Source organism: Citrobacter sp. R4 (assembly GCF_026719175.1).
Taxonomy (GTDB): Bacteria; Pseudomonadota; Gammaproteobacteria; order Enterobacterales; family Enterobacteriaceae; genus Citrobacter_A; species Citrobacter_A sedlakii.
Genome location: NZ_JAPPSU010000006.1, coordinates 290411 through 311772, shown reverse-complemented (window position 1 = coordinate 311772; position 21362 = coordinate 290411). Strand labels below are relative to the sequence as shown.

Annotated in this window: 21 protein-coding genes, 1 tRNA gene and 2 pseudogenes; 6 read left to right on the top strand and 18 right to left on the bottom strand. The window is 54.3% G+C overall.

Annotated elements, in window-relative coordinates:
• Positions 1-16: 16 nt before the first annotated feature.
• From OOJ60_RS15365 to OOJ60_RS15355, 3 genes and pseudogenes are all read right to left on the bottom strand, one after another.
• Positions 17-784: pseudogene (locus OOJ60_RS15365) on the bottom strand (tyrosine-type recombinase/integrase); the annotation flags it as partial.
• Positions 785-943: 159 nt separating this feature from the next.
• A tRNA-Phe gene (locus tag OOJ60_RS15360) sits at positions 944-1019 on the bottom strand.
• Between the two features lie 105 nt (positions 1020-1124).
• Positions 1125-1832, bottom strand: a complete 708-nt coding sequence (locus OOJ60_RS15355) for a DUF554 domain-containing protein (protein ID WP_205612818.1) — start codon at positions 1830-1832, stop codon at positions 1125-1127.
• A gap of 427 nt (positions 1833-2259) precedes the next feature.
• On the opposite strand from OOJ60_RS15355, the gene OOJ60_RS15350 reads away from it, so the two are divergent.
• On the top strand, positions 2260-4395 hold the full coding sequence (locus tag OOJ60_RS15350; RefSeq protein ID WP_205612817.1) for an ornithine decarboxylase: 2136 nt from the start codon (positions 2260-2262) through the stop codon (positions 4393-4395).
• A gap of 43 nt (positions 4396-4438) precedes the next feature.
• Here OOJ60_RS15350 and OOJ60_RS15345 read toward each other — a convergent pair whose 3' ends face one another.
• From OOJ60_RS15345 to mutY, 4 genes are all read right to left on the bottom strand, one after another.
• The gene (locus OOJ60_RS15345; protein ID WP_042290435.1) at positions 4439-5695 is read right to left on the bottom strand and encodes a nucleoside permease; all 1257 of its coding nucleotides are present in this window, start codon (positions 5693-5695) and stop codon (positions 4439-4441) included.
• Between the two features lie 209 nt (positions 5696-5904).
• Positions 5905-6987, bottom strand: coding sequence for a membrane-bound lytic murein transglycosylase MltC (gene mltC, locus OOJ60_RS15340; RefSeq protein ID WP_072015011.1), 1083 nt, complete (start codon positions 6985-6987; stop codon positions 5905-5907).
• Between the two features lie 112 nt (positions 6988-7099).
• A complete protein-coding gene (locus OOJ60_RS15335) occupies positions 7100-7375 on the bottom strand; it encodes an oxidative damage protection protein (RefSeq protein WP_042290429.1) in 276 nt (91 codons plus the stop codon).
• Between the two features lie 27 nt (positions 7376-7402).
• Complete coding sequence (gene mutY / locus OOJ60_RS15330) at positions 7403-8455, bottom strand: A/G-specific adenine glycosylase (RefSeq protein WP_199956975.1); 1053 nt, start codon at positions 8453-8455, stop codon at positions 7403-7405.
• 162 nt (positions 8456-8617) lie between these two features.
• Here mutY and trmB point away from each other — a divergent pair, with 162 nt between their 5' ends.
• The 4 genes from trmB (at position 8618) to ansB (ending at position 11669) form a co-directional block, all read left to right on the top strand.
• Complete coding sequence (gene trmB / locus OOJ60_RS15325; RefSeq protein WP_042290426.1) at positions 8618-9337, top strand: tRNA (guanosine(46)-N7)-methyltransferase TrmB; 720 nt, start codon at positions 8618-8620, stop codon at positions 9335-9337.
• Positions 9337-9663 (top strand): YggL family protein, encoded by a 327-nt coding sequence (locus OOJ60_RS15320; protein ID WP_042290424.1) that lies wholly within the window; start codon positions 9337-9339, stop codon positions 9661-9663. Before trmB ends, OOJ60_RS15320 begins: the two co-directional genes overlap by 1 nt.
• A gap of 50 nt (positions 9664-9713) precedes the next feature.
• Positions 9714-10433, top strand: a complete 720-nt coding sequence (locus OOJ60_RS15315) for a DUF2884 domain-containing protein (RefSeq protein WP_042290421.1) — start codon at positions 9714-9716, stop codon at positions 10431-10433.
• Positions 10434-10622: 189 nt separating this feature from the next.
• A complete protein-coding gene (gene ansB, locus OOJ60_RS15310) occupies positions 10623-11669 on the top strand; it encodes an L-asparaginase 2 (protein WP_042290419.1) in 1047 nt (348 codons plus the stop codon).
• A 96-nt stretch (positions 11670-11765) separates the two neighbouring features.
• Here ansB and OOJ60_RS15305 read toward each other — a convergent pair whose 3' ends face one another.
• From OOJ60_RS15305 to OOJ60_RS15270, 8 genes and pseudogenes are all read right to left on the bottom strand, one after another.
• The gene (locus tag OOJ60_RS15305; protein WP_042290417.1) at positions 11766-13067 is read right to left on the bottom strand and encodes a TRAP transporter large permease; all 1302 of its coding nucleotides are present in this window, start codon (positions 13065-13067) and stop codon (positions 11766-11768) included.
• Entirely contained in the window at positions 13067-13570 is a 504-nt protein-coding gene (locus OOJ60_RS15300) for a TRAP transporter small permease (RefSeq protein WP_205612827.1), read from the bottom strand. The genes OOJ60_RS15305 and OOJ60_RS15300 overlap by 1 nt, the downstream gene beginning before the upstream one ends.
• A gap of 47 nt (positions 13571-13617) precedes the next feature.
• Positions 13618-14604, bottom strand: a pseudogene (locus OOJ60_RS15295) (TRAP transporter substrate-binding protein).
• A gap of 306 nt (positions 14605-14910) precedes the next feature.
• A complete protein-coding gene (hemW, locus tag OOJ60_RS15290) occupies positions 14911-16047 on the bottom strand; it encodes a radical SAM family heme chaperone HemW (RefSeq protein ID WP_042290412.1) in 1137 nt (378 codons plus the stop codon).
• The gene (locus tag OOJ60_RS15285) at positions 16040-16633 is read right to left on the bottom strand and encodes an XTP/dITP diphosphatase (protein ID WP_205612816.1); all 594 of its coding nucleotides are present in this window, start codon (positions 16631-16633) and stop codon (positions 16040-16042) included. The genes hemW and OOJ60_RS15285 overlap by 8 nt, the downstream gene beginning before the upstream one ends.
• Positions 16634-16640: 7 nt before the next feature.
• On the bottom strand, positions 16641-16931 hold the full coding sequence (gene yggU, locus OOJ60_RS15280; protein WP_042290406.1) for a DUF167 family protein YggU: 291 nt from the start codon (positions 16929-16931) through the stop codon (positions 16641-16643).
• On the bottom strand, positions 16928-17494 hold the full coding sequence (locus OOJ60_RS15275; RefSeq protein ID WP_042290404.1) for a YggT family protein: 567 nt from the start codon (positions 17492-17494) through the stop codon (positions 16928-16930). The genes yggU and OOJ60_RS15275 overlap by 4 nt, the downstream gene beginning before the upstream one ends.
• Before the next feature lie 18 nt (positions 17495-17512).
• Positions 17513-18217, bottom strand: coding sequence for a YggS family pyridoxal phosphate-dependent enzyme (locus tag OOJ60_RS15270; RefSeq protein WP_205612815.1), 705 nt, complete (start codon positions 18215-18217; stop codon positions 17513-17515).
• A 17-nt stretch (positions 18218-18234) separates the two neighbouring features.
• Between OOJ60_RS15270 and OOJ60_RS15265 the strand changes: the two genes are divergently transcribed.
• Complete coding sequence (locus OOJ60_RS15265; RefSeq protein ID WP_205612814.1) at positions 18235-19215, top strand: type IV pilus twitching motility protein PilT; 981 nt, start codon at positions 18235-18237, stop codon at positions 19213-19215.
• Between the two features lie 33 nt (positions 19216-19248).
• On the opposite strand, the gene ruvX is transcribed toward OOJ60_RS15265, so the two are convergent.
• The 3 genes from ruvX to gshB form a co-directional block, all read right to left on the bottom strand.
• Positions 19249-19665 (bottom strand): Holliday junction resolvase RuvX, encoded by a 417-nt coding sequence (gene ruvX, locus OOJ60_RS15260; protein WP_042290401.1) that lies wholly within the window; start codon positions 19663-19665, stop codon positions 19249-19251.
• Positions 19665-20228: a YqgE/AlgH family protein gene (locus tag OOJ60_RS15255; protein WP_042290400.1), complete on the bottom strand. Its 564-nt coding sequence runs from the start codon at positions 20226-20228 to the stop codon at positions 19665-19667. Before OOJ60_RS15255 ends, ruvX begins: the two co-directional genes overlap by 1 nt.
• Before the next feature lie 175 nt (positions 20229-20403).
• Positions 20404-21351 carry a glutathione synthase gene (gene gshB / locus OOJ60_RS15250; protein WP_042290397.1) on the bottom strand — a complete coding sequence of 316 codons (948 nt, stop codon included), beginning with the start codon at positions 21349-21351 and terminating at the stop codon, positions 20404-20406.
• Positions 21352-21362: the final 11 nt, after the last annotated feature.

Here is a 21362-nt window from a genome sequence, read left to right as displayed (position 1 = left end):
TATATACGGCGATATCTGGCACCGTCCAGATATGGGCTTTCAGGTTGAACTCATCCCAGCGGGCGAGGCGTAGCTCGCTGGAACGCAGAAAAACGTGCAGATTCAGCTCCAGCGCCAGACGGGTTTTGTAGCCATTGATCTTGTCCAGCAGCTCTGGCAGGCGTTTCAGGGGCAGGGCGGGGTGATGTTGGGTCACAACAGGGGTCACGACGCCATCCAGATCGTAAGCCGGATTGTATTTAATCGTTCCCTGCTGGACGGCATGACGCATAATTTTGGTCAGATGCTGGCGCACCCGCCCGGCAACGTCATGCACACCCTTATCGTCGATAGTCTTAACAAGCTGCGCCAGATGGCGGGTTTTTACCTCTGCAATGTCCATTGCGCCAATATCAGGGAAGACGTAGCGCTTCAGGCAGGTCAGGATATTGTCCGCGTAGCTTTCCGACCAAAGTTTAAGGCAACTGGTGTGCCACGCGGTGGCGATAAATTTAAACGTGCGGGATTCATCTACCGCAGCTTTTTTTGCTTTACGGGGCTGAGAAGGGCAAATACCGGATACCAACAGCTTACGCGGCGCATCGCGCTTTTCTCGGGCTTCTGCCAGCGTAACCTGCGGATAGGGGCCAAAGGCCAGACGATTTTCCTTACCTTCAAAACGGTAACGGAAATACCATAGCTTTGAACCACTGGTGGATACTGTCGGGTACAGACCTTGCGAATCGGTGATTTTGTAGGACTTTGCGAGGGGGTTCGCAGCGTAGATTTTACTGTCAGTCAACATGAGAGTCTCTCCGTTCATCGAACTGAATGAACCCTCAAGCTGACCCACAATTTTCCGGATACGTAGGGATAAATCAAAACGCATCCGGAAAGTTTTTTACGCTAACTCACTGAATTACAAACAGATAGGAATTTATAAGGAAGCATAAAAAAGGAAAGGTGGTGCCCGGACTCGGAATCGAACCAAGGACACGGGGATTTTCAATCCCCTGCTCTACCGACTGAGCTATCCGGGCAACGGGGCGCATTAAAACCGATTCGCCTCGTTTCGTCAACGAAATTTCTTCAAATCAACGCAGACTGCACAATCTATCACCACTTTGCTGTTATTGCACGCATTCTCAGGCGAAAAATGCCGTCCAGGCGGCGGAAAGCGGCATTGCCAGCAGTAGGGCAGGGAGCATATTGACCACTGCGAACATCTTGATGCCGCAGATGCGCAAACCGGTGGCGACCAGCAGTAATCCGCCAACGGCACTGAAGTCTGCCATCATCGCTGGCGTGGTGAGCGGCAGGATCAGCGCCGCGCAGGCTGCCAGCGACAGCTGGATTAACAGCATTGGCGCCGAAATGGCCGACACGGCAATACCGAGCGAGCAGGCGAAAATCATCGCCGTAAAAAAATCGAGAAAAGATTTGGCAATCAGGATACTGGGATCGCCAGTCATCCCTTCGCGCATCGCACCGAAAATGCCGGTGCCGCTGGCGCAAAACAGAACAATAATGGCGACAAAGTTCTGAATAAACGACTCATGTGGTTGTTTTTTCCCCGGCATTGAAAAGAGCGCCTGCGCTTTCGCCACCGCATTGTTGATGCCTTTTTCCAGATAGCAAAACTCGCCTATCAGTGCGCCGATCAGCGTTGCCAGAACCATGACCGGCAGATTGGCGCATTTGACCACCAGTAAAATACCAATGCCAAGCGACGCCAGGCCGAAAATCGACGTCATTGAGACACGAATCCGTTCCGGTAAACGTTGGCTGAGAAGGGCACCGATAACGCCGCCGAGCAACACTGCGCTGGCGTTAATGAAAGGTCCGATTACCACGTTAGCTCCTGCTAAATATTTTGTCAGAGTGCATTATTATGACCTGGTTCTCACCTTTAATGCTTGTTTATCCGTGGCCTGTGTGCATAGAGATTTGATCTTGCGCCTGCCGGGTAAAGGTGCCATCATTGCGCGAATTTTCTCCAGTCTGTTGGGGCCGCATGGGATGAATGTCGCGTCTTCACATCGCCTTTATCATCATCGCCGTCTGGTGCGATGCGTGCCCCTTCTCGTTACTCCCCTTCTTTTACTCACCATGCGGTGAGGGTAGCGCATGCTCACGCGGGACAACAGTAAGATCAGAAACGGTCTGCTTTTACTGATGTCTGGCGGTCGGAGCTGGTGACCAGTTTGACCCAACATCTCGTGGGACAGGGCGATACGCCTTGTCCGGGACTTTTTTCTCCCGAAACGGGCTTTTGCGCTTATGAAATCTATGAACATTGCCGCCAGTAGTGAACTGGTTTCGCGTTTATCTACTCACCGTGGCGTAGTCGCGCTGGACAGCACCGACTTTACCGATGTGGCCGCCGTCGTGCTGACTATCGCCGACAGCCGTAGCGGCATTCTGGCGCTGCTTAAGCGTACGGGATTCCATCTGCCGGTATTTATCCTGAGTGATGAGAAAACCGATACGCCAGCAGGCGTGCAGGCAATCATCAGCGGCAATGCGCAGGAGTGGCTTGAGCTGGAAGCCGCTGCCTGCCAGTATGAAGAAAATCTCCTGCCGCCCTTTTACGACACCCTGACGCAGTATGTGGAAATGGGCAACAGCACCTTTGCCTGTCCGGGTCATCAGCATGGCGCGTTTTTTAAAAAGCATCCGGCCGGGCGGCATTTTTATGACTTCTTTGGCGAGAACGTTTTCCGCGCGGACATGTGTAACGCCGACGTTAAGCTCGGCGATCTGCTGATCCACGAAGGATCGGCAAAACATGCGCAAAAGTTTGCGGCAAAAGTGTTTCACGCCGATAAAACCTACTTTGTGCTGAACGGCACGTCGGCGGCCAATAAAGTGGTAACGAATGCGCTGTTGACCCGTGGCGATCTGGTGCTGTTCGACCGTAATAACCACAAGTCAAACCATCATGGGGCGCTGATCCAGGCCGGGGCGACGCCGGTGTATCTGGAAGCGGCGCGCAATCCGTTTGGTTTTATCGGCGGGATCGATAATCACTGTTTTAATGAAGACTACCTGCGTGCGCAGATTCGTCGCGTAGCGCCGCACAAAGCCGGGGCGCCGCGTCCGTTTCGCCTTGCGATCATCCAGCTTGGCACCTATGACGGCACCATCTATAACGCCCGACAGGTGATCGACAACATCGGCCATCTGTGCGACTACATTTTGTTTGATTCCGCCTGGGTGGGCTACGAGCAGTTTATCCCGATGATGGCGGACGGTTCACCGCTGCTGCTGGAACTGAATGAAAACGATCCGGGTATTTTCGTCACCCAGTCGGTACACAAGCAGCAGGCCGGGTTCTCGCAGACTTCACAAATCCATAAAAAAGATAACCACCTTCGTGGTCAGGCGCGTTTTTGTCCACATAAGCGACTGAACAACGCGTTTATGCTGCATGCGTCCACCAGCCCGTTTTATCCACTGTTTGCCGCCCTGGATGTGAACGCCAAAATCCATGAAGGGGAGAGCGGCCGACGACTGTGGGCGGAGTGCGTAGAACTGGGAATTGAAGCGCGTAAAGCCATCCTCGCCAGCTGTAAACTGCTCCAGCCGTTTATCCCGCCCGTGGTGGACGGCAAAGCCTGGCAGGATTATCCGACGGAACGGATTGCCCGCGAGCGACGTTTCTTCAGCTTTGAGCCAGGCGCCAAATGGCACGGATTTGCAAGCTATGCCGATGACCAGTATTTTGTCGATCCGTGTAAGCTGTTGCTCACAACGCCGGGCATTGATGCCGAAACCGGACGCTATACCGACTTTGGCATTCCGGCGACGATACTCGCCCACTACCTGCGGGAAAACGGCATTGTACCGGAAAAATGCGATCTCAACTCCATCCTGTTTCTGCTGACGCCTGCCGAGAGCGCAGAGAAAATGGCCCACCTGGTGGCGATGCTGGCCCAGTTTGAACAGCATATCGAAGACGACACGCCGCTTGCGGACGTACTGCCGACCATCTTCAACAAATATCCCGTGCGCTACCGCGATTACACGCTGCGCGAGCTGTGTCAGGAAATGCACGATGTGTATGTCAGTTTTAACGTCAAAGAGTTGCAAAAGGCAATGTTCCGTCAGGAAAGCCTGCCGAAAGTGGCAATGAACCCACAGGATGCCAACAGCGCCTTTATTCGCGGCGACGTTGAGTTGGTACGCATTAGCGATGCCGAAGGGCGTATTGCCGCAGAAGGCGCACTGCCGTATCCGCCGGGCGTGCTGTGCGTGGTGCCGGGTGAAGTGTGGGGCGGCGCGGTACAGCGCTATTTCCTGGCGCTGGAAGAAGGGGTGAATATGCTGCCGGGCTTCTCGCCGGAATTACAGGGAGTTTACAGTGAAAAAGACGCCGATGGCATTAAGCGGCTGTATGGCTACGTGTTGAAGTAACGCCGCGTCCAGGCCGGATGGCGAACGCCATCCGGCAATCGGCTTAATGCGCCACAGACTGCGTACCCGTCGGTACGCGAACGTGCTTGTACTTAAACAGCGCCACGAAGGCGAAGGCCAGCACCAGCGAGTAGCCCGCGAAGATCAGCCACACGGTTTGCCAGTCGGTAATGCCGTTCAGGGTGTAATGCTCCACCACTTTTCCGCTTACCACGCCGCCGAGAATACAACCGAAGCCGTTGGTCATCATCAGGAACATGCCCTGCGCGCTGGCGCGGATTTCCGGGCGAACCTCTTTTTCCACAAACACCGAACCGGAGATGTTGAAAAAGTCGAAGGCGCAGCCGTACACAATCATTGACAGAACCAGCAGCACGGTACCGAACGGCGTCGGGTCACCGTAGGCGAACAGACCGAAGCGCAGCATCCACGCTACAATACTGATCAGCATAACGTTTTTGATGCCGTAGCGGCTAAGGAAGAACGGAATGGTCAGGATGAACAGCGTTTCGGAGATCTGCGAAATCGACATCATCACCGACGCGTGTTCCACGATAAAGCTTCCGGAGAACAGCGGGTTGTTATCAAAGCTGTGCAGGAAGGTATTCCCGAACATATTGGTAATTTGCAGCTCCGCGCCCAGCATCATGGAGAAGATAAAGAAGATCGCCATACGCTTGTTTTTGAACAGCGCAAACGCGTCCAGACCCAGCATGGATGACCAGCTCTGGTTCTTCTGCTGATTTGCAACCGGAATATGCGGCAGCGTCAGGGTGAACAGCACCAGCAGTACCGACAGCGCTGCGCCAATGTACAGCTGCATATGGCTCAGTTCAAAGCCGGAGAAGCTCACGCCCCACATCGCCATGATAAACCCGATGGTGCCCCAGATGCGGATTGGCGGGAAGTCGGTGACGATGTCCATTCCCGCAGACTGGAGACGATAATAGGAAATGGTGTTGATCAGACCGAGCGTCGGCATGTAGGCCAGCGAGTTCAGCAGGATCACAAAGAACATCGCGCCCGGCGTGGTAACTTCCGCGGCCATAAATAGCGTTGCCGCCCCGACGATATGACAGAGGGCGTAAACCCATTTCGCGCTCAACCATTTGTCGGCAACGATCCCCAGTAGCGTCGGCATAAAGACTGCCGCGATCCCCAGCGAGCTATACACCGCGCCAATGGAAGCACCGTCAAATTTGAGGGTGACAAACATATAGGAACCGAGCGTCGTCAGCCAGCTACCCCACAGGCAGAACTGCAGAAACGAGAGTATTTTCAGCTGCAGCTTAAGATTCATGTTAATTTCCTCACACCAAAAGGCGATTGAATGTTCCAATTGGCACATTTGCCGTTTCAATATGATGTAATTCTATCAATGACTACGGCTGGTTTTTTGTTACCTGTGACAAATAATTGCAAACAATATCTTTTTGCAATGCAAAAGAGTGACGAAGTTAACATTCTGAAGCTGCCCGCCCGGCAAATTTGCCGGGCGGGCAGAGGGGATTACTGACGACGGTAGGATTTCTGCGCGGAGTTCACTTTATAAAGGTAGCGACGCGATTCCGACGACGGGTGGCGGGTGGTCAGGGTCTGGTAGACATCTCCTGGCGTCATACTGTTAATAATATTCGCCGCCTGAACTTTATCGTTTGAGAAGACGCGCAGGACGCTCCCCGCGCCGCCGTTATAGGCGGTGATCACCGCATAGCGTCGGGAAGTCGGGTTATCGATGCCGCCCAGGTAAACATTGCTGAGCATTGCCAGATAGGCCGTCCCGGTATCAATGTTACTCGCCGGATCAAACAGATAGCTGCGGCTTGGCGTCCCGGAACGCCCCTGGGAGCGGAAGACATCTTTGCCTGCGGTGTGCTGCACAACCTGCATCAGGCCCAGGGCGTCGGAGCGGCTCACTGCATAAGGGTTAAATGACGACTCAGTCTGCATAATCGCCAGAATCAGCGACTCGTCAACGCCATATTTGTGCGACGCTTTGCGCACCATACCGAGGTATTTGTGCGCACGTTTATCCAGGTGATTCGGCACCAGATTGATCGTTACGCTGAAGATTTTGCGGATCCCATTGCTGCGGCTTTGCAGGCGCGTTTGTAACAGGTAATCGGCGAATTGGGTGGCGCGGCCTTCCCAGCGGATCGGTTGACCCGTGTTATCCAGTACCTGGCCATACAGGAACGGCTCACGGGAGATCTGGATGTCATCCACATCCGAGTACAGGTCGACCGAACTCGGATCGTCGCCCATCAGCAGCGTTTTTATGATTGCGCGACGCAAATGCGCGGCGGGATCTGTTCCGGCAATGGTTTCAACGGTAATCGTACCGGCGTCGAAGTTAATATGGCTGCGGGTCTGATACTGATCGGTATACTTTACATAGTCCTTCGGACCGGCAATCAGCACTTCCTGATAGCCCCACAAGTTTTCAATGTTATGGGCAAACTGCCCCATCAAAATGTCAAAACCGTTGGTATCCTTGACCCAGGCTTCGTTATAAGAATCGCCTTTTTTGGTCGAGCTGGAACAGGAGATGAGCAACGGCGCAATAACGGCAAGCGCGAGTAATTTTTTCATCATTCCGGGAGTGCGTGTTGTGTTTGTCGTTATGCCATTTCGCCGCAGGATACTCGTCCTGGAGACGGCATGATGTCCGGGCCGGATAAGCGCGGCGCTATCCGGCAACGCATTATTTATCGTCTTCCGGCGTATACCCTTCGATATGCACGTCTTTGCCTTCAAACAGGAAGTTGACCATTTCCTGCTCCAGCAGTTTGCGGTGCTCGACGTTCATCATGTTGAGTTTCTTTTCGTTGATCAGCATGGTCTGCTTGTGTTGCCACTGCGCCCATGCTTCTTTTGAAATCTCGTTATAAATGCGTTTTCCCAGTTCGCCCGGGTACAGCTGGAAATCCTGGCCTTCTGCTTCACGCTGCAGGAAAGTGCAAAAAATCGTTCTGCTCATAACAAATCCTCTTTATCGACCGATGCGTCAAACCGGCGCGCCGGTGCGTAACTGCTGTAATAAACGCTCCACGGGAGCCGCCAGACCAACGGACGGCGGTTGCGCTAAGTTATACCAGAGCGCGCTGCCTTCATCCATGCAGGAACCCGTTGAGGACACGCTCAGCCACATAGGCACAATATCTAAGTGGAAATGGCTGAAGGTATGGCGAAACGCGTTAAGCTGGGTCAAAGTATCCGCGTTAACCTGCCGTTGCGCCAGCCACTCGCGTAATTCTGTTTCGTTGGCAAACTGCGGGAAGCAGTACAGCCCACCCCACAGTCCGCTGGGTGGACGCTGGGTGAGTAAGACTTCATCTTGATGCTGCATCAGTAAAAAATAGCCGGTACGCTCGGGCAGCGTTTGTTTCGGTTTTTTCCCGGGATAACGTGACCAACTGTCGGTGGCCGCCGCCACGCAACCGTGCTGTAGCGGACAAATCGTACATTTCGGTTTTGAGCGTGTGCAGACCATCGCGCCTAAATCCATCATCGCCTGGTTAAAACGGGCCACGCCGTTGACCGGCGTCACGTCTTCGCTCAGATCCCACAGTTTTTTCTCGACCTCTTTTTTCCCCGGCCAGCCGCTAACAGCATAGCAGCGTGCCAGCACGCGTTTGACGTTGCCGTCGAGAATCGGAAAAGGTTTATCCAGTGACAGAGAAAGTACCGCTCCGGCGGTGGAACGGCCAACGCCGGGCAGCGCCGCAACCTCATCAAACGTTTCCGGAAAGACGCCGTGGTGCAGTGTGGCGACCTGCTGAGCGGCTTTGTGCAGGTTGCGCGCGCGGGCGTAGTAGCCCAGTCCGGTCCACAGATGCAACACTTCGTCCAGCGGCGCGTTAGCGAGATCGGTCACCGTCGGGAAATGACGCATAAACCGTTCAAAATAGGGAATAACCGTCGCAACCTGCGTTTGTTGCAACATCACTTCCGAGAGCCATACTTTGTAAGGCGTCTTGTCAATTTGCCAGGGCAGGGTTTTTCGCCCGTATTTGTCGTACCAGTCCAGAACCTGGGCTGAAAATTGAGACGCTTGCATGGTCACCAAAATCATTATTGTCGGGGGCCAGATTGCAGCACAGCGGCAACAGGGTGTAAACCGGAACTTTCCGCAGCGTGTCATCTTCCTTTACTTGCATCCGGCAACTAACTTTGGATAATGCCCGTTTTCAGAACTCAATCACAAGCAGACTTAACTTTTATGAAAAACGACGTCATTTCACCGGAATTTGATGAAAACGGCCGCCCGCTGCGCCGGATTCGCAGTTTTGTGCGTCGCCAGGGGCGACTGACCAAAGGGCAGGAACACGCGCTGGAAAACTACTGGCCGGTGATGGGCGTTGAGTTTAGCGAAGATCCCGTGGAATTCGCGACGCTGTTTGGCCGCGAAGCGCCGGTGACGCTTGAGATTGGTTTCGGCATGGGGGCTTCGCTGGTGGCGATGGCGAAAGCGCGCCCGGAGCAAAACTTCCTCGGTATTGAAGTGCATTCGCCGGGCGTGGGGGCGTGTCTGGCTTCCGCCCATGAAGAAGGCGTCGAAAACCTGCGCGTGATGTGTCACGACGCCGTTGAAGTACTGCACAAAATGATTCCTGACAATTCTTTATCGATGGTTCAACTCTTTTTCCCTGACCCGTGGCATAAAGCACGTCATAATAAACGCCGTATCGTTCAGGTGCCGTTTGCTGAACTGGTGAAAAGCAAGCTGAAGCTGGGCGGCGTGTTCCACATGGCGACCGACTGGGAAGCCTATGCGGAACATATGCTGGAAGTGATGTCTTCAATTGACGGCTATAAAAACCTGTCGGAGAGTCACGATTACGTACCGCGCCCGGCCTCGCGCCCGGTAACCAAATTTGAACAACGTGGCCATCGTCTTGGTCACGGCGTATGGGACTTAATGTTCGAGAGGGTGAAATAATGGCAAAGAACCGTAGCCGTCGTCTGCGTAAAAAAATGCACATCGACGAATTCCAGGAATTAGGGTTTTCGGTTGCATGGCGTTTCCCGGAAGGCACTTCTGAAGATCAGATTGATAAAACCGTTGATGACTTTATCAACGACGTGATCGAACCGAACAAACTGGCCTTTGACGGCAGCGGTTATCTGGCCTGGGAAGGTCTGATCTGCATGCAGGAAATCGGCAAATGCACGGAAGAGCACCAGACCATCGTGCGTAAATGGTTAGAAGATCACAAACTTGAAGAAGTGCGCACCAGCGAACTTTTTGACGTTTGGTGGGACTAATAAAGCAAAGGGTCGGCAAATGCCGGCCCGATTTGTCTTGAGGGAAAGTTATGATGCGCAAAATGCTGCTGGCGGCAGCGCTTTCTGTTACTGCGATGTCCGCCCATGCAGATTACCAGTGCAGCGTCACGCCGCGTGACGATGTGATTCTTAGCCCGCAAACTGTGCAAGTGAAGGGCGAAAACGGCAATCTGGTCATCACGCCGGACGGCAATGTGATGTACAACGGCAAGCAATACTCCCTGAGCGCGGCGCAACGCGAACAGGCGAAAGATTATCAGGCGGCGCTGCGCAGCACCCTGCCGTGGATTGATGAAGGCGCCCGCTCACGCGTGGAAAAAGGCCGCGTCGCGCTGGACAACATTATCGCTAAAGAAGTCGGCGAGAGCAGCAACATGCGCGGTCGCCTGACCAAACTTGATGCTCAGCTTAAAGAGCAAATGAACCGGATCATTGAGCACCGTACCGACGGTCTGACGTTCCACTATAAAGCGATCGATCAAGTGCGCGCCGACGGTCAACAACTGGTGAACCAGGCGATGGGCGGCATTTTGCAGGACAGCATTAACGAGATGGGGGCGAAAGCCGTGCTCAAAGGCGGCGGTAATCCGCTCCAGGGCGTACTCGGCAGCCTCGGTGGTTTGCAAACCGCCATCCAGAATGAATGGAAGAATCAGGAAAAAGACTTCCAGCAGTTCGGCAAAGATGTTTGTAGCCGTGTGGTTACCCTGGAAGACAACCGCAAGGCGCTGGTCAGCAGCCTGAAATAATTCTTTCTTAAAAAACAATGGCACAGATCGTCTCTGTGCCGTTTTATCTTCCCTTTCCGCTTCGTTTTGATAGCCACCTCTAAATTTAACAATCTGAAAAATATATTTATCTGGTTAATTGGATGAAATCACATTATTCATCTGTGGCATTGGGATAATGCGGCAAATTCACGTAACTGGAGAAATAACATGGAGTTTTTCAGGAAAACGGCACTTGCCGCACTGGTGATGGGCTTTAGCGGCGCGGCGCTGGCCTTACCGAACGTCACTATTTTAGCGACCGGTGGCACCATTGCTGGCGGCGGTGATTCCGCCACCAAATCTAACTACACAGCGGGCAAAGTCGGTGTGGAAAACCTGGTGAACGCAGTACCTCAGTTAAAGGAGATCGCGAACGTCAAAGGCGAACAGGTGGTGAATATCGGCTCGCAGGATATGAACGACGAGGTCTGGTTAACCCTGGCGAAGAAAATCAATAACGAATGCGACAGCACCGATGGTTTCGTGATCACCCACGGTACCGACACCATGGAAGAAACGGCCTATTTCCTCGATCTTACCGTGAAATGCAACAAGCCGGTGGTGCTGGTGGGGGCGATGCGTCCATCCACGTCGATGAGCGCCGACGGTCCGTTCAACCTTTATAATGCGGTCGTAACGGCGGCAGACAAAGCCTCCGCTAACCGCGGCGTGCTGGTGGTGATGAACGATACTGTGCTTGACGGGCGTGACGTGACCAAGACTAACACCACCGATGTCGCCACCTTTAAGTCCGTTAACTACGGGCCGCTGGGCTACATTCACAACGGTAAAATTGACTATCAGCGCACCCCGGCGCGTAAGCACACGACATCTACGCCATTCGACGTCTCTAAGCTGAGCGAACTGCCGAAAGTAGGCATTGTGTATAACTACGCCAACGCTTCTGACCTGCCGGCTAAAGCGCTGGTGGATGCCGGTTATGAAGGGATTGTGAGCGCGGGCGTGGGTAACGGCAACCTGTATAAAACGGTTTTCGATACCCTGGCGACGGCGGCGCATAAAGGTACGGTAGTGGTGCGTTCTTCTCGCGTTCCGACCGGTTCTACCACTCAGGATGCAGAAATCGACGACGCGAAGTACGGTTTTGTGGCTTCCGGTACGCTGAACCCGCAGAAAGCGCGCGTGCTGCTGCAACTGGCGTTAACCCAGACTAAAGATCCGAAGCAAATCCAGACGATGTTTAATCAGTACTAATAGCGCAGGGCGGCTACGTGTCGTTGTAGCCCAGAGAAGCGTAGCGCCATCAGGCGCTTGCCGGGTGAAGGTCCTGCCTCACCCGGCTTTTCTTGTTTACATTAAACCCAGCAGTTGCGGCACGAACAGCGAAATTTGCGGGATGTAGACGATCATCATCAGCGCGATCAGCAGCGCGGCGTAAAACGGCAGCAGTGGCCGAATCAGCTGCTGAATCTTCACGCCGGAAATGGAACAGCCGACAAACAGCGCGCTTCCCACCGGTGGCGTAAGCAACCCGATACAGAGGTTGGAAACCATCATAATACCGAAATGAACCGGATCCATTCCCAGCTCCTGCGCGATAGGCAGGAAGATGGGCGTGAAGATCAGTACGGCGGGCGTCATATCCATAAAGATACCGACGATCAGCAACACGATATTGATTAACAGCAGAATGATGATCGGATTGTCCGAAATGCCCATCAGCGTGTCGCTGATCATGTACGGAATGTCCGCGTTGGTCATCGCCCATGACATCCCGACCGAGAAGCCAATCAGGAGCAGGACGATCGAGGTCGTCACCACTGACTCCAGAATCAGCTTCGGCAGGTCACGCCATTTCACTTCACGATAAATCAGCACCGACAGGATAAAGGTATACACCACCGCAATGGCAGAGGCTTCCGTCGCGGTAAAAATCCCGCCGAGAATGCCGCCCATAACGATAATCACCAGCAGCAGGCTGGGCAGAGCGTCAATCAATGCCCTGAAGGCCTGAGCGCAGGTTGGGCGTTCTGAAAGCGGATAATGACGGCGTTTGGCGATGATCGCGCAGACCACCATGATCGCCAGTCCCATCAGAATGCCCGGCAAATAACCCGCCATAAACAGCGAGGCCACCGAAACGCCGCCTGCGGTAAGTGAAAAGACGATCAGCACATTGGAAGGTGGGATCAACAGTCCGGTGATACAGGAGGAGACGTTCACCGCGGTGGAAAACGTGGGATCGTAACCTTGTTTTGTCTGGATCGGGTTAAGCGTACCGCCCACTGCGGCGGCAGCGGCTACCGCCGAACCCGAAATGGAGCCAAACATCATGTTGGCCAGTACGTTGACATGGCCAAGCGATCCCGGTACCCGGCCCACCATCACCTGCGCCAGATTGATCAGGCGGATGGCGATGCCACCGCTGTTCATCAGCGTACCGGCGAAAATAAAGAAGGGAATGGCCAGCAGCGCAAAGTTATCCAGGCCGTTTGCCAGTCGCTGTGAAACAGTGATAACGGCGATATCCCACGGGAACATCAACAGCATCGAGGCGACGGTGGCAATGCCGATGGAAAAGGAAATCGGAACGCCAATAAAGACCAGAATAAAGAAGCAGCCAAAGAGGGTGAGAGCGATATAACTGTCCATCAGACGACTCCCTGCGTACCGTTTTTCAGTTTTTGAAGGCTTTGATAAATAAAGCACAGGGCATAGAACATCATCACCACGCCGCACAGCGGCAGGATAAAGTACACGTAGCCCATCGGGATCTGCATCGCCGCAGACACCTGCGCTGTCGCCAGCGTTTTCTCGATCAGCTTCAGGCCACCGGTAACGATGACGGATCCGGCGAAGCCGAAAATCATCACGTTGATCAGCAGACTAAGCAGGGCCTGCTTGCGTTTGTCGAGCGACATCGCCAGCAGGTCAATTGACAGGTGGCGCTGTGCGCCGACCGTATAGGCCGCGCCCAACAGGCCAACCCAAATCATTAAAAAGCGCGCCAGTTCATCGGTTAACGTGCTGGGCTGGTTGAGCACATAGCGGCTAAAAACCTGCCAGACCACGCAGATCACCAGCGCAATCATGACGATGACGGAAAATGCGGCAATGACGCGGTCTACCGCAAGTTTTAGGCGGTTAAATATCATCATTAAAATCCCGGTGTGCCGGGCCAGCGGCTGGCCCGGAAGAGTGGTTATTGCGCGGCGTTTTCAAATTTTTCCAGCAGCGCGGCTTGCCTGGAATCTTTCTTGAAGTCATCAAACAGGGGCTGTACCGCTGCACGGAACGGGGCTTTCTCGACTTTTATGATTTCGCCGCCCATGGCTTTCGCTTGCGCGCGGGTATCGGCGTCGATCTTGTCCCACAGTTTTTGCTGATGAGCTTCAGAGTTTTTCGCTGCGGTACTCAGGATCTACTGCTGTTCAGGCGTGAGCTTGTCCCAGGTTTTCGTTGAGATCACCAGAAAATCAGGAATAGAGGCATGCTCGTCCTCAGAAAACACTTTGGCGATTTCAATGTGACGCGTCTGTACCCAGGAAGGCACGTTGTTCTCCGCGCCATCTACCACTCCTTGTTGCATGGCGGTATAAACTTCCCCAAAGGAGATGGGCGTGGGCGAACCGCCCATCAGCTCGATCATTTTAATGGTCGTCGGGCTGGCCTGAACGCGGATTTTTAAACCTTTCAGGTCTTCAGGCCGGGTAATGGGTTTTTTGGCGTAAAAGCTACGCGTACCGGCAACATAGGCGGAAAGGGCAAAGAATCCTTTGTCTTTAGTGGAATCCATAATTTCTTTACCGACTTCGCCAAATACCACTTTATTGAAATGATTCTGATCTTTAAATAAGAAAGGCAAATTATAAATTGCGTAGACGTTATCAAAAGATTCCAGATCGCTGGCGGAACCTTTTGTCATATCCAGCGCGCCATTTTGTAGCAGTTCCATTGTTTCGCGGGCATTGCCCATTTGGCTGCTGGGGTAAATACGCACCGTCATTTTACCGTCAGAAAGTTGTTTCACCTCTTTTGCCAGCTCTTCAAACGCCTGATGGACGACATGGCTACGCTCGAGATTGTGCGCCAGTTTTAGCGTCACTTTTTCCGCCGCGCTGGCGCCGGCGCTCAATAGTGCAAGAAGGGAAGCGCATAATAATGAACGAGAAAACGATCTGATCTTCATAAGGTAGGCTCCATGCTCCAGAGGGAAGATAGTGGTTTATATCTGCTGTCAGTAATTTAATTTCTGTATGATAGATTGACATAGTTGTCGTACATCTGTGCGCCATCTTAATCACTAATGCGTCAGCCGAAAGGAGTTTGTATCTGTTTTGTGCGCCATGTTGGATATATTTTTCGCAGTACAGGGATTTTTTATTTCAATAAAAATAATGAAGAAAAATATTATGTGGAAATACCGCGCTTACCGTTCGGTTTTATCGAATTTATTGGTCGGGGGAATGGGCGCCTTTAAAAAGGCGCGCGCTATTTATTCGGCAAGAAATAGTTCGAGGAGAGAGTTGAGAAACAGTTTACCGTGCTGGGTGATCTGCCAGTATTCTTCGCTTTCGGTCAGATAACCCTGCGCTTTCGCGTCGTCGATTTGTCGGCGAATCGTCGTTTCGCTCAGGCCGGTGTATTCGCTGAATTCGCGACGGGGCGCGGCTTCCAGCAAACGGAAGCGGTTCATAAAGAATTCGAACGGTTTGTCCGCTTGCGCCACATCACGCTGGCTTTCCAGATACCGTCCTTGCATATAGCCGCGCGGATGACGGGTTTTCGTGGTGCGCAAGATCCTGCCGTCCGGGAAGGTGACTTTGCCGTGTGCGCCGCAGCCAATCCCCAGATAGTCGCCAAAGCGCCAGTAGTTCAGGTTGTGCTGGCACTGATAGCCCGGTCTGGCATAGGCAGAGGTTTCATATTGCTGATAACCGGCGGCGGTCAGCAACTGGTGTCCTTGTTCGAAAATATCCCACAGCGCATCGTCATCCGGCAGTACCGGTGGGCGTGAGCCAAACAGCGTGTTCGGTTCAATGGTCAGCTGATACCAGGAAAGATGCGGTGGATTAAGCGCAATCGCCTGTTTCAGATCGCCAAGCGCCTCTTCCAGCGTCTGGTCCGGCAGGCCGTGCATCAGATCAAGGTTAAAACTGCGCAGACCCAGCCCGCAGGCCAGATTCGCCGCACGTAGCGCTTCTTCCGGGCCGTGAATACGCCCAAGCCGTTTCAGCTTCGGCTCACTAAAGCTCTGTACGCCGATGGAGATACGGTTAACGCCAGCGCGTTGATAGTCGACGAAGCGATCGGCCTCTACCGTTCCGGGGTTCGCTTCCATGGTGATTTCCGCATCGGCGGCCAGATTCAGGCGCGCTCGCACGCCATCGAGCAGCGTTTGCATCGCCGGGCCGGAAAGCAAACTCGGCGTACCGCCGCCAATGAAAAGGGTCTTTACTTCACGCCCCTGTGCGTATGCGACGTCCGCATCCAGATCGCTCAGCAGGTGCTGAACGTAATCGTCGTGCGGCACTTCGCCCTTTAACGCATGCGAATTAAAGTCGCAGTACGGGCATTTCTGCACGCACCACGGAATGTGAATATACAGACTCAGCGGCGGTAGCTTAACCATTACGCAAGGCTTCCAGTAACAGCTTCAACGCCTGTCCACGGTGGGAAATCGCGATTTTTTCTTCGCGGGTCAGTTCAGCCGCGGTTTTGCCTTCCGAAGGGACAAAGAAGATGGGGTCGTAGCCAAAGCCGCCGCTACCTGCCGCTTCGCGTGTGATAACGCCCGGCCAACTGCCGTGGCAGACCAGTGGGGTCGGATCGTCCGCGTGGCGCAGATAAACCAGCACACAGTGGAAACGCGCCTGGCGTTTATCGTCCGGAATGTCCTGCATGGTGTGCAACAGCTTTTCCAGATTCTGCTGGTCAGTGGCGTCCTCACCGGCGTAGCGCGCGGAGTAGATCCCCGGCGCGCCGCCCAGCGCGTCAACCGCCAGACCGGAGTCGTCGGCAATCGCCGGTAAACCGGTAATCTGAGCCGCATGGCGCGCTTTCAGGATCGCATTTTCAATGAAAGTCAGGCCGGTCTCTTCGGCGGAATCGACGTCGAGTGCCGTTTGCGCCACGACTTCAAGCCCGAAATCGCTCAGCAGCGATGCAAGCTCACGCACTTTACCGGCATTGCCGGTAGCGAGGACAACTTTTTGCATAGGATACCTAATCTGTTAACGCCGAGACTTCGGGCGGGATCTGTTGCGGATGAAGAATTTTAACCTGTTTATGGCGGCCAAGTTCGCCCTTTTCAATAATGACCTGGCTTTTCGCCACGCGGAACTGCTTGCCGAGAAACTTCACCAGATGGCTGTTCGCCTGGCCGTCTACCGGCGGAGCGGTAATGGCGACTTTCAGTTCGTCGCCGTGTAAACCAACAATGCTGTCACGGCTGGCTTTCGGCTGAATATACAACCGTAAAACCAGACCGTCTTCGCAGCGCGTTACGGCACTCATAGCGCCATCCACAGCCCCGGCAGCAGCATGTTTCCGGTGGCCTGTAACAGCTCGCCAATCCCCATGTTGATCACATACAGCAGCAGAACAAGGATCATCGGGGAGAAATCAATACCGCCCATACCGGGCAAAATGCGGCGTATCGGGCGCAGCAGCGGGTCGGCCAACTGCATCAGCACGAATTCGATCGGGCTGCGGCCCTGGCTGACCCAACTCATAATCGCCATCACCAGCAACACCCAGAAAATCAGCAGACCGATAGTCTTCAGCACGATCAGCAGCGCGGCAATCCAGATAATCGGCAGGAAGGTCACCACTTTAAACAGCACGATCGCTTTGATAAAGCTGAGGATAAACGCCACCAGCAAAGAGGCGCTGTCGATAGGGCCCATCGGTGGAATGATGCGGCGCAAGGGGCCAATAATCGGCTGCGTGACTTTCACCACGAACTGGGAGAAAGGGTTGTAAAAATCGCAGCGAGCCCACTGCATCCACACGCGCAATAACAGCACCATGGTGTACAGCTCAATTACCGTTGAGAGCAGGAAGGTCAACGTATTCATCGCGTTCCTCAGTTTTCCTTAATTTTTTGTGTAATCCCGGGCGCCAAAGATGGCGGTGCCGATACGGACCATCGTACTACCGGCGGCGATAGCGGCATCCATATCGTCCGACATGCCCAGTGACAGCGTGTCGACGTCAGGATAGCGCGCTTGCAGCCCGGCAAATGCTACAGCCATTTGGCGTGCGACTTCAAACTGCCTTACATAATCTGACTCTGGCGCCGGAATCGCCATCAGACCACGCAGGCGAAGATGGGGTAATTCAGCGACCTCCGCAGCAAGCGCATCCAGGGCCTCCAGTGAAATCCCGGACTTGCTGTTCTCATCACTAATATTGATTTGAATCAGCACGTTAAGTGGAGGAAGTTCAGCCGGACGTTGCTCGCTCAGACGCGCGGCGATGCGCAGACGGTCAATGGTATGGCACCAGTCAAAATGCTCTGCCACCAGACGGCTTTTATTGGACTGTAGCGGGCCGATAAAGTGCCATTGCAGGCCTTTAACGCCTTGCGCCTGAAAATGGCGGATTTTCTCCACCCCTTCCTGTACGTAATTTTCGCCAAATGCACGCTGTCCGGCAGCGATGGCTTCTTCGATGGCGCTCGCAGGTTTGGTTTTACTGACTGCAAGCAACGTAACTTCTTCTGAAGCGCGACCGCAACGCGATGCGGCGGCTGAGATTTTGTCCCGGACCTGTGCCAGGTTATGCGCGATATCGTTCATTTTCCGAGGATGCATCTATGAATATGGAAGAAATTGTGGCCCTTAGTGTAAAGCATAATGTCTCGGATCTACACCTAAGCAATGCGTGGCCGGCGCGATGGCGCAAGCGAGGGCGGCTTGAGGCGGCGCCATTCCCTATACCGGATATAGACAGCCTGTTGGCGCAATGGCTTGATGCGCGACAGCAGGCGGTGTTTCAGCAGGAAGGGCAGCTTGATTTCGCCGTCACGCTTACGGGTAACCAGCGCTTGCGGGCCAGCGCCTTTCGTCAACAGCAGGGGATATCGCTGGCGCTGCGCTTGTTGCCCTCCCGTTGCGCCACCCTGGAAGCGCTGGCGACGCCTGCGGCACTGCCTGAATTGCTTGCCAGCGAGAACGGACTGATACTGGTGACCGGAGCGACGGGCAGCGGTAAATCCACCACCCTGGCGGCAATGGTGGACTGGCTCAACCGCCATACCGACGGACATATTCTGACGCTGGAAGATCCCATTGAGTACATTTACGCCAGCCAACGCTGCCTGATTCAACAGCGTGAGATCGGTATGCATTGCTCATCGTTTGCCGCGGGATTACGCGCGGCGCTGCGGGAAGACCCAGACGTTATTCTGCTCGGGGAACTGCGGGACAGCGAGACCATCCGCCTGGCGCTGACGGCGGCGGAAACCGGGCATCTGGTATTGGCGACGCTACATACCCGCGGCGCGGCGCAGGCCGTCGAGCGGCTGGTGGATACCTTTCCGGCGCAGGAAAAAGAGCCGGTGCGCAGCCAACTGGCGGGCAGTCTGCGCGCCGTTTTGTCGCAAAAGCTGGAGCCCGACAAGCAGGAAGGGCGCGTTGCGCTGTTTGAATTGCTGATCAACACCCCAGCGACGGGAAATTTAATTCGTGAGGGCAAAACGCACCAACTACCCCATGTCATTCAGACCGGACAGCAGGCAGGAATGATGACTTTTGCCCAGAGTTGGCAGCAGCGTCAGGCGCAGGGGCGAGTGTAGCCAGCTAAGCGGCGTGTCAACGCGGAGGGCGCCTCAATAACCCTGCTCGAAATAGCTTTCGAGAATGATGACTGCAGAAGCGGAGTCAATCTTACCTTTGTTGAGCGCGCGATAGCCGCCTTGCTCAAACAGGCCAGACCGTGCTTCAACGGTGCTCAGGCGTTCGTCATGCAGCGTTACCGTCACGCCAAATCGACCATGGATGCGGTTAGCAAATTTGCGCGCGCGGGCAGTGAGCGGTTGCTCGGTGCCGTCCATGTTTAGCGGCAAGCCAACGATGATTTCATCCGGCTGCCACTCTTTGAGCAGGCGTTCGACGAGTAGCCAGTCCGGCGTGCCATCCTGCGCTTTAATCGCCGGAAGCGGGCGGGCGGTGCCGGTGACGCGTTGACCAATCGCCACGCCGATACTTTTGGTGCCAAAATCAAAGGCCAGTAACGTTCCGCTCATCAGGCATGCCCTGCCACGCCGGGCATGGTCTGAATGTCGATGCCAATCAGTCTGGCAGCGTCGCGCCAGCGGTCGGCTATCGGCGTTTTGAACAGAATATTGAGATCGGCGGGTGCGGTCAGCCAGGCGTTATCCAGCAACTCTTGCTCCAGTTGGCCTTTATCCCACGACGCGTAGCCCAGCGCGACCAGCACTTCAGAGGGTTGTTCGCGGGTGCCTAAGGTTTCCAGTACGTCACGGGAGGTGGTAATGACCGTGTTATCGGAAATGCGAATGCTTGATGAAAAACGCGACGGAGGGGTGTGCAGGATAAACCCGCGATCTTCCGCCAGCGGGCCGCCGAGCATCACCGCTTTATCCAGGCGAATAGCCGGATCGCGCGGTTCCGGGGTGATTTTCAGCTTTTCCAGAATTCCTTCAATCTGCAAGTTTTCCAGCGGTTTGTTAACAATAATCCCCATTGCGCCATCTTCATTATGTTCGCAAATATAGACCACAGAGCGGCGGAAAATCGGATCCTGGAGAGCAGGCATGGCAATAAGAAAGTGATGCTGTAAATTCATTGTCAGAGGTTCTGTGTCCTGGTTTAAAAAATCAACAGGGGTCAGTATGTGTGGAAAGCGTTAAATTGTCACTCTTAGAAACGCGTTGCCGGATGGGGCTTCGCTTTATCTGGCGAACAGGGACGCAAAATGTCAGCCGGACACGACGCCCAGGCGTCACGTCCGGCGTCAGATTTTACCTGGCAAGGCGCGCTTCGATGGCGTCCATCAGCATGCCGGTAATGGAGACGGGGAACTCCGCTTCAATCTCGCGAATACAGGTCGGGCTGGTGACGTTAATCTCGGTCAGGCGATCGCCAATGATGTCCAGACCGACAAAAATCAGCCCTTTAGCTTTCAGCGTTGGCCCAATGCGGCGCGCGATTTCCCAGTCGCTGTCGGTTAATGGACGCGGTTCGCCACGACCGCCCGCGGCGAGGTTGCCACGGGTTTCGCCGCCCTGCGGGATACGCGCCAGGCAGTACGGCACCGGCTCGCCATCCACCACCAGCACGCGCTTATCGCCATCGACAATCGCCGGCAGATAGTTCTGCGCCATGCAGTAACGGGTGCCATGCTCGGTCAGGGTCTCGGCAATCACTCCGAGGTTCGGATCTCCCTCTTTCACCCGGAAAATGGACGCGCCGCCCATGCCGTCCAGCGGCTTAAGAATAATGTCGCTGTGTTTTTGCCAGAAGGCTTTCAACTGTGCTTTGTTGCGGGTGACCAGCGTTTCCGGCGTCAGGTCAGAGAACCAGGCGGTGAACAGTTTTTCATTACAGTCGCGCAGACTCTGCGGTTTGTTCACGATCAGCGTACCTTTCTCTTCGGCGCGCTCCAGAATGTAGGTGGCGTAAATAAATTCGGTATCAAACGGCGGATCTTTACGCATCAGAATCACGTCGAGATCCGCCAGCGCCAGATCCTGCTCGCCGGTAAAGTCATACCATTTGTCGTAGTTCTGCTCGACGCTCAGCGTGCGCGTATGCGCGCGGGCTTCACCATTGATCAAATAAAGATCGGCCATCTCCATATAATGAAGTTCGTAACCACGACGTTGCGCTTCCAGCAGCATAGCGAAGCTGGAGTCTTTCTTGATGTTGATGCTTGCGATGGGGTCCATCACGATGCCGAGCTTGATCATTATTCTTCTCC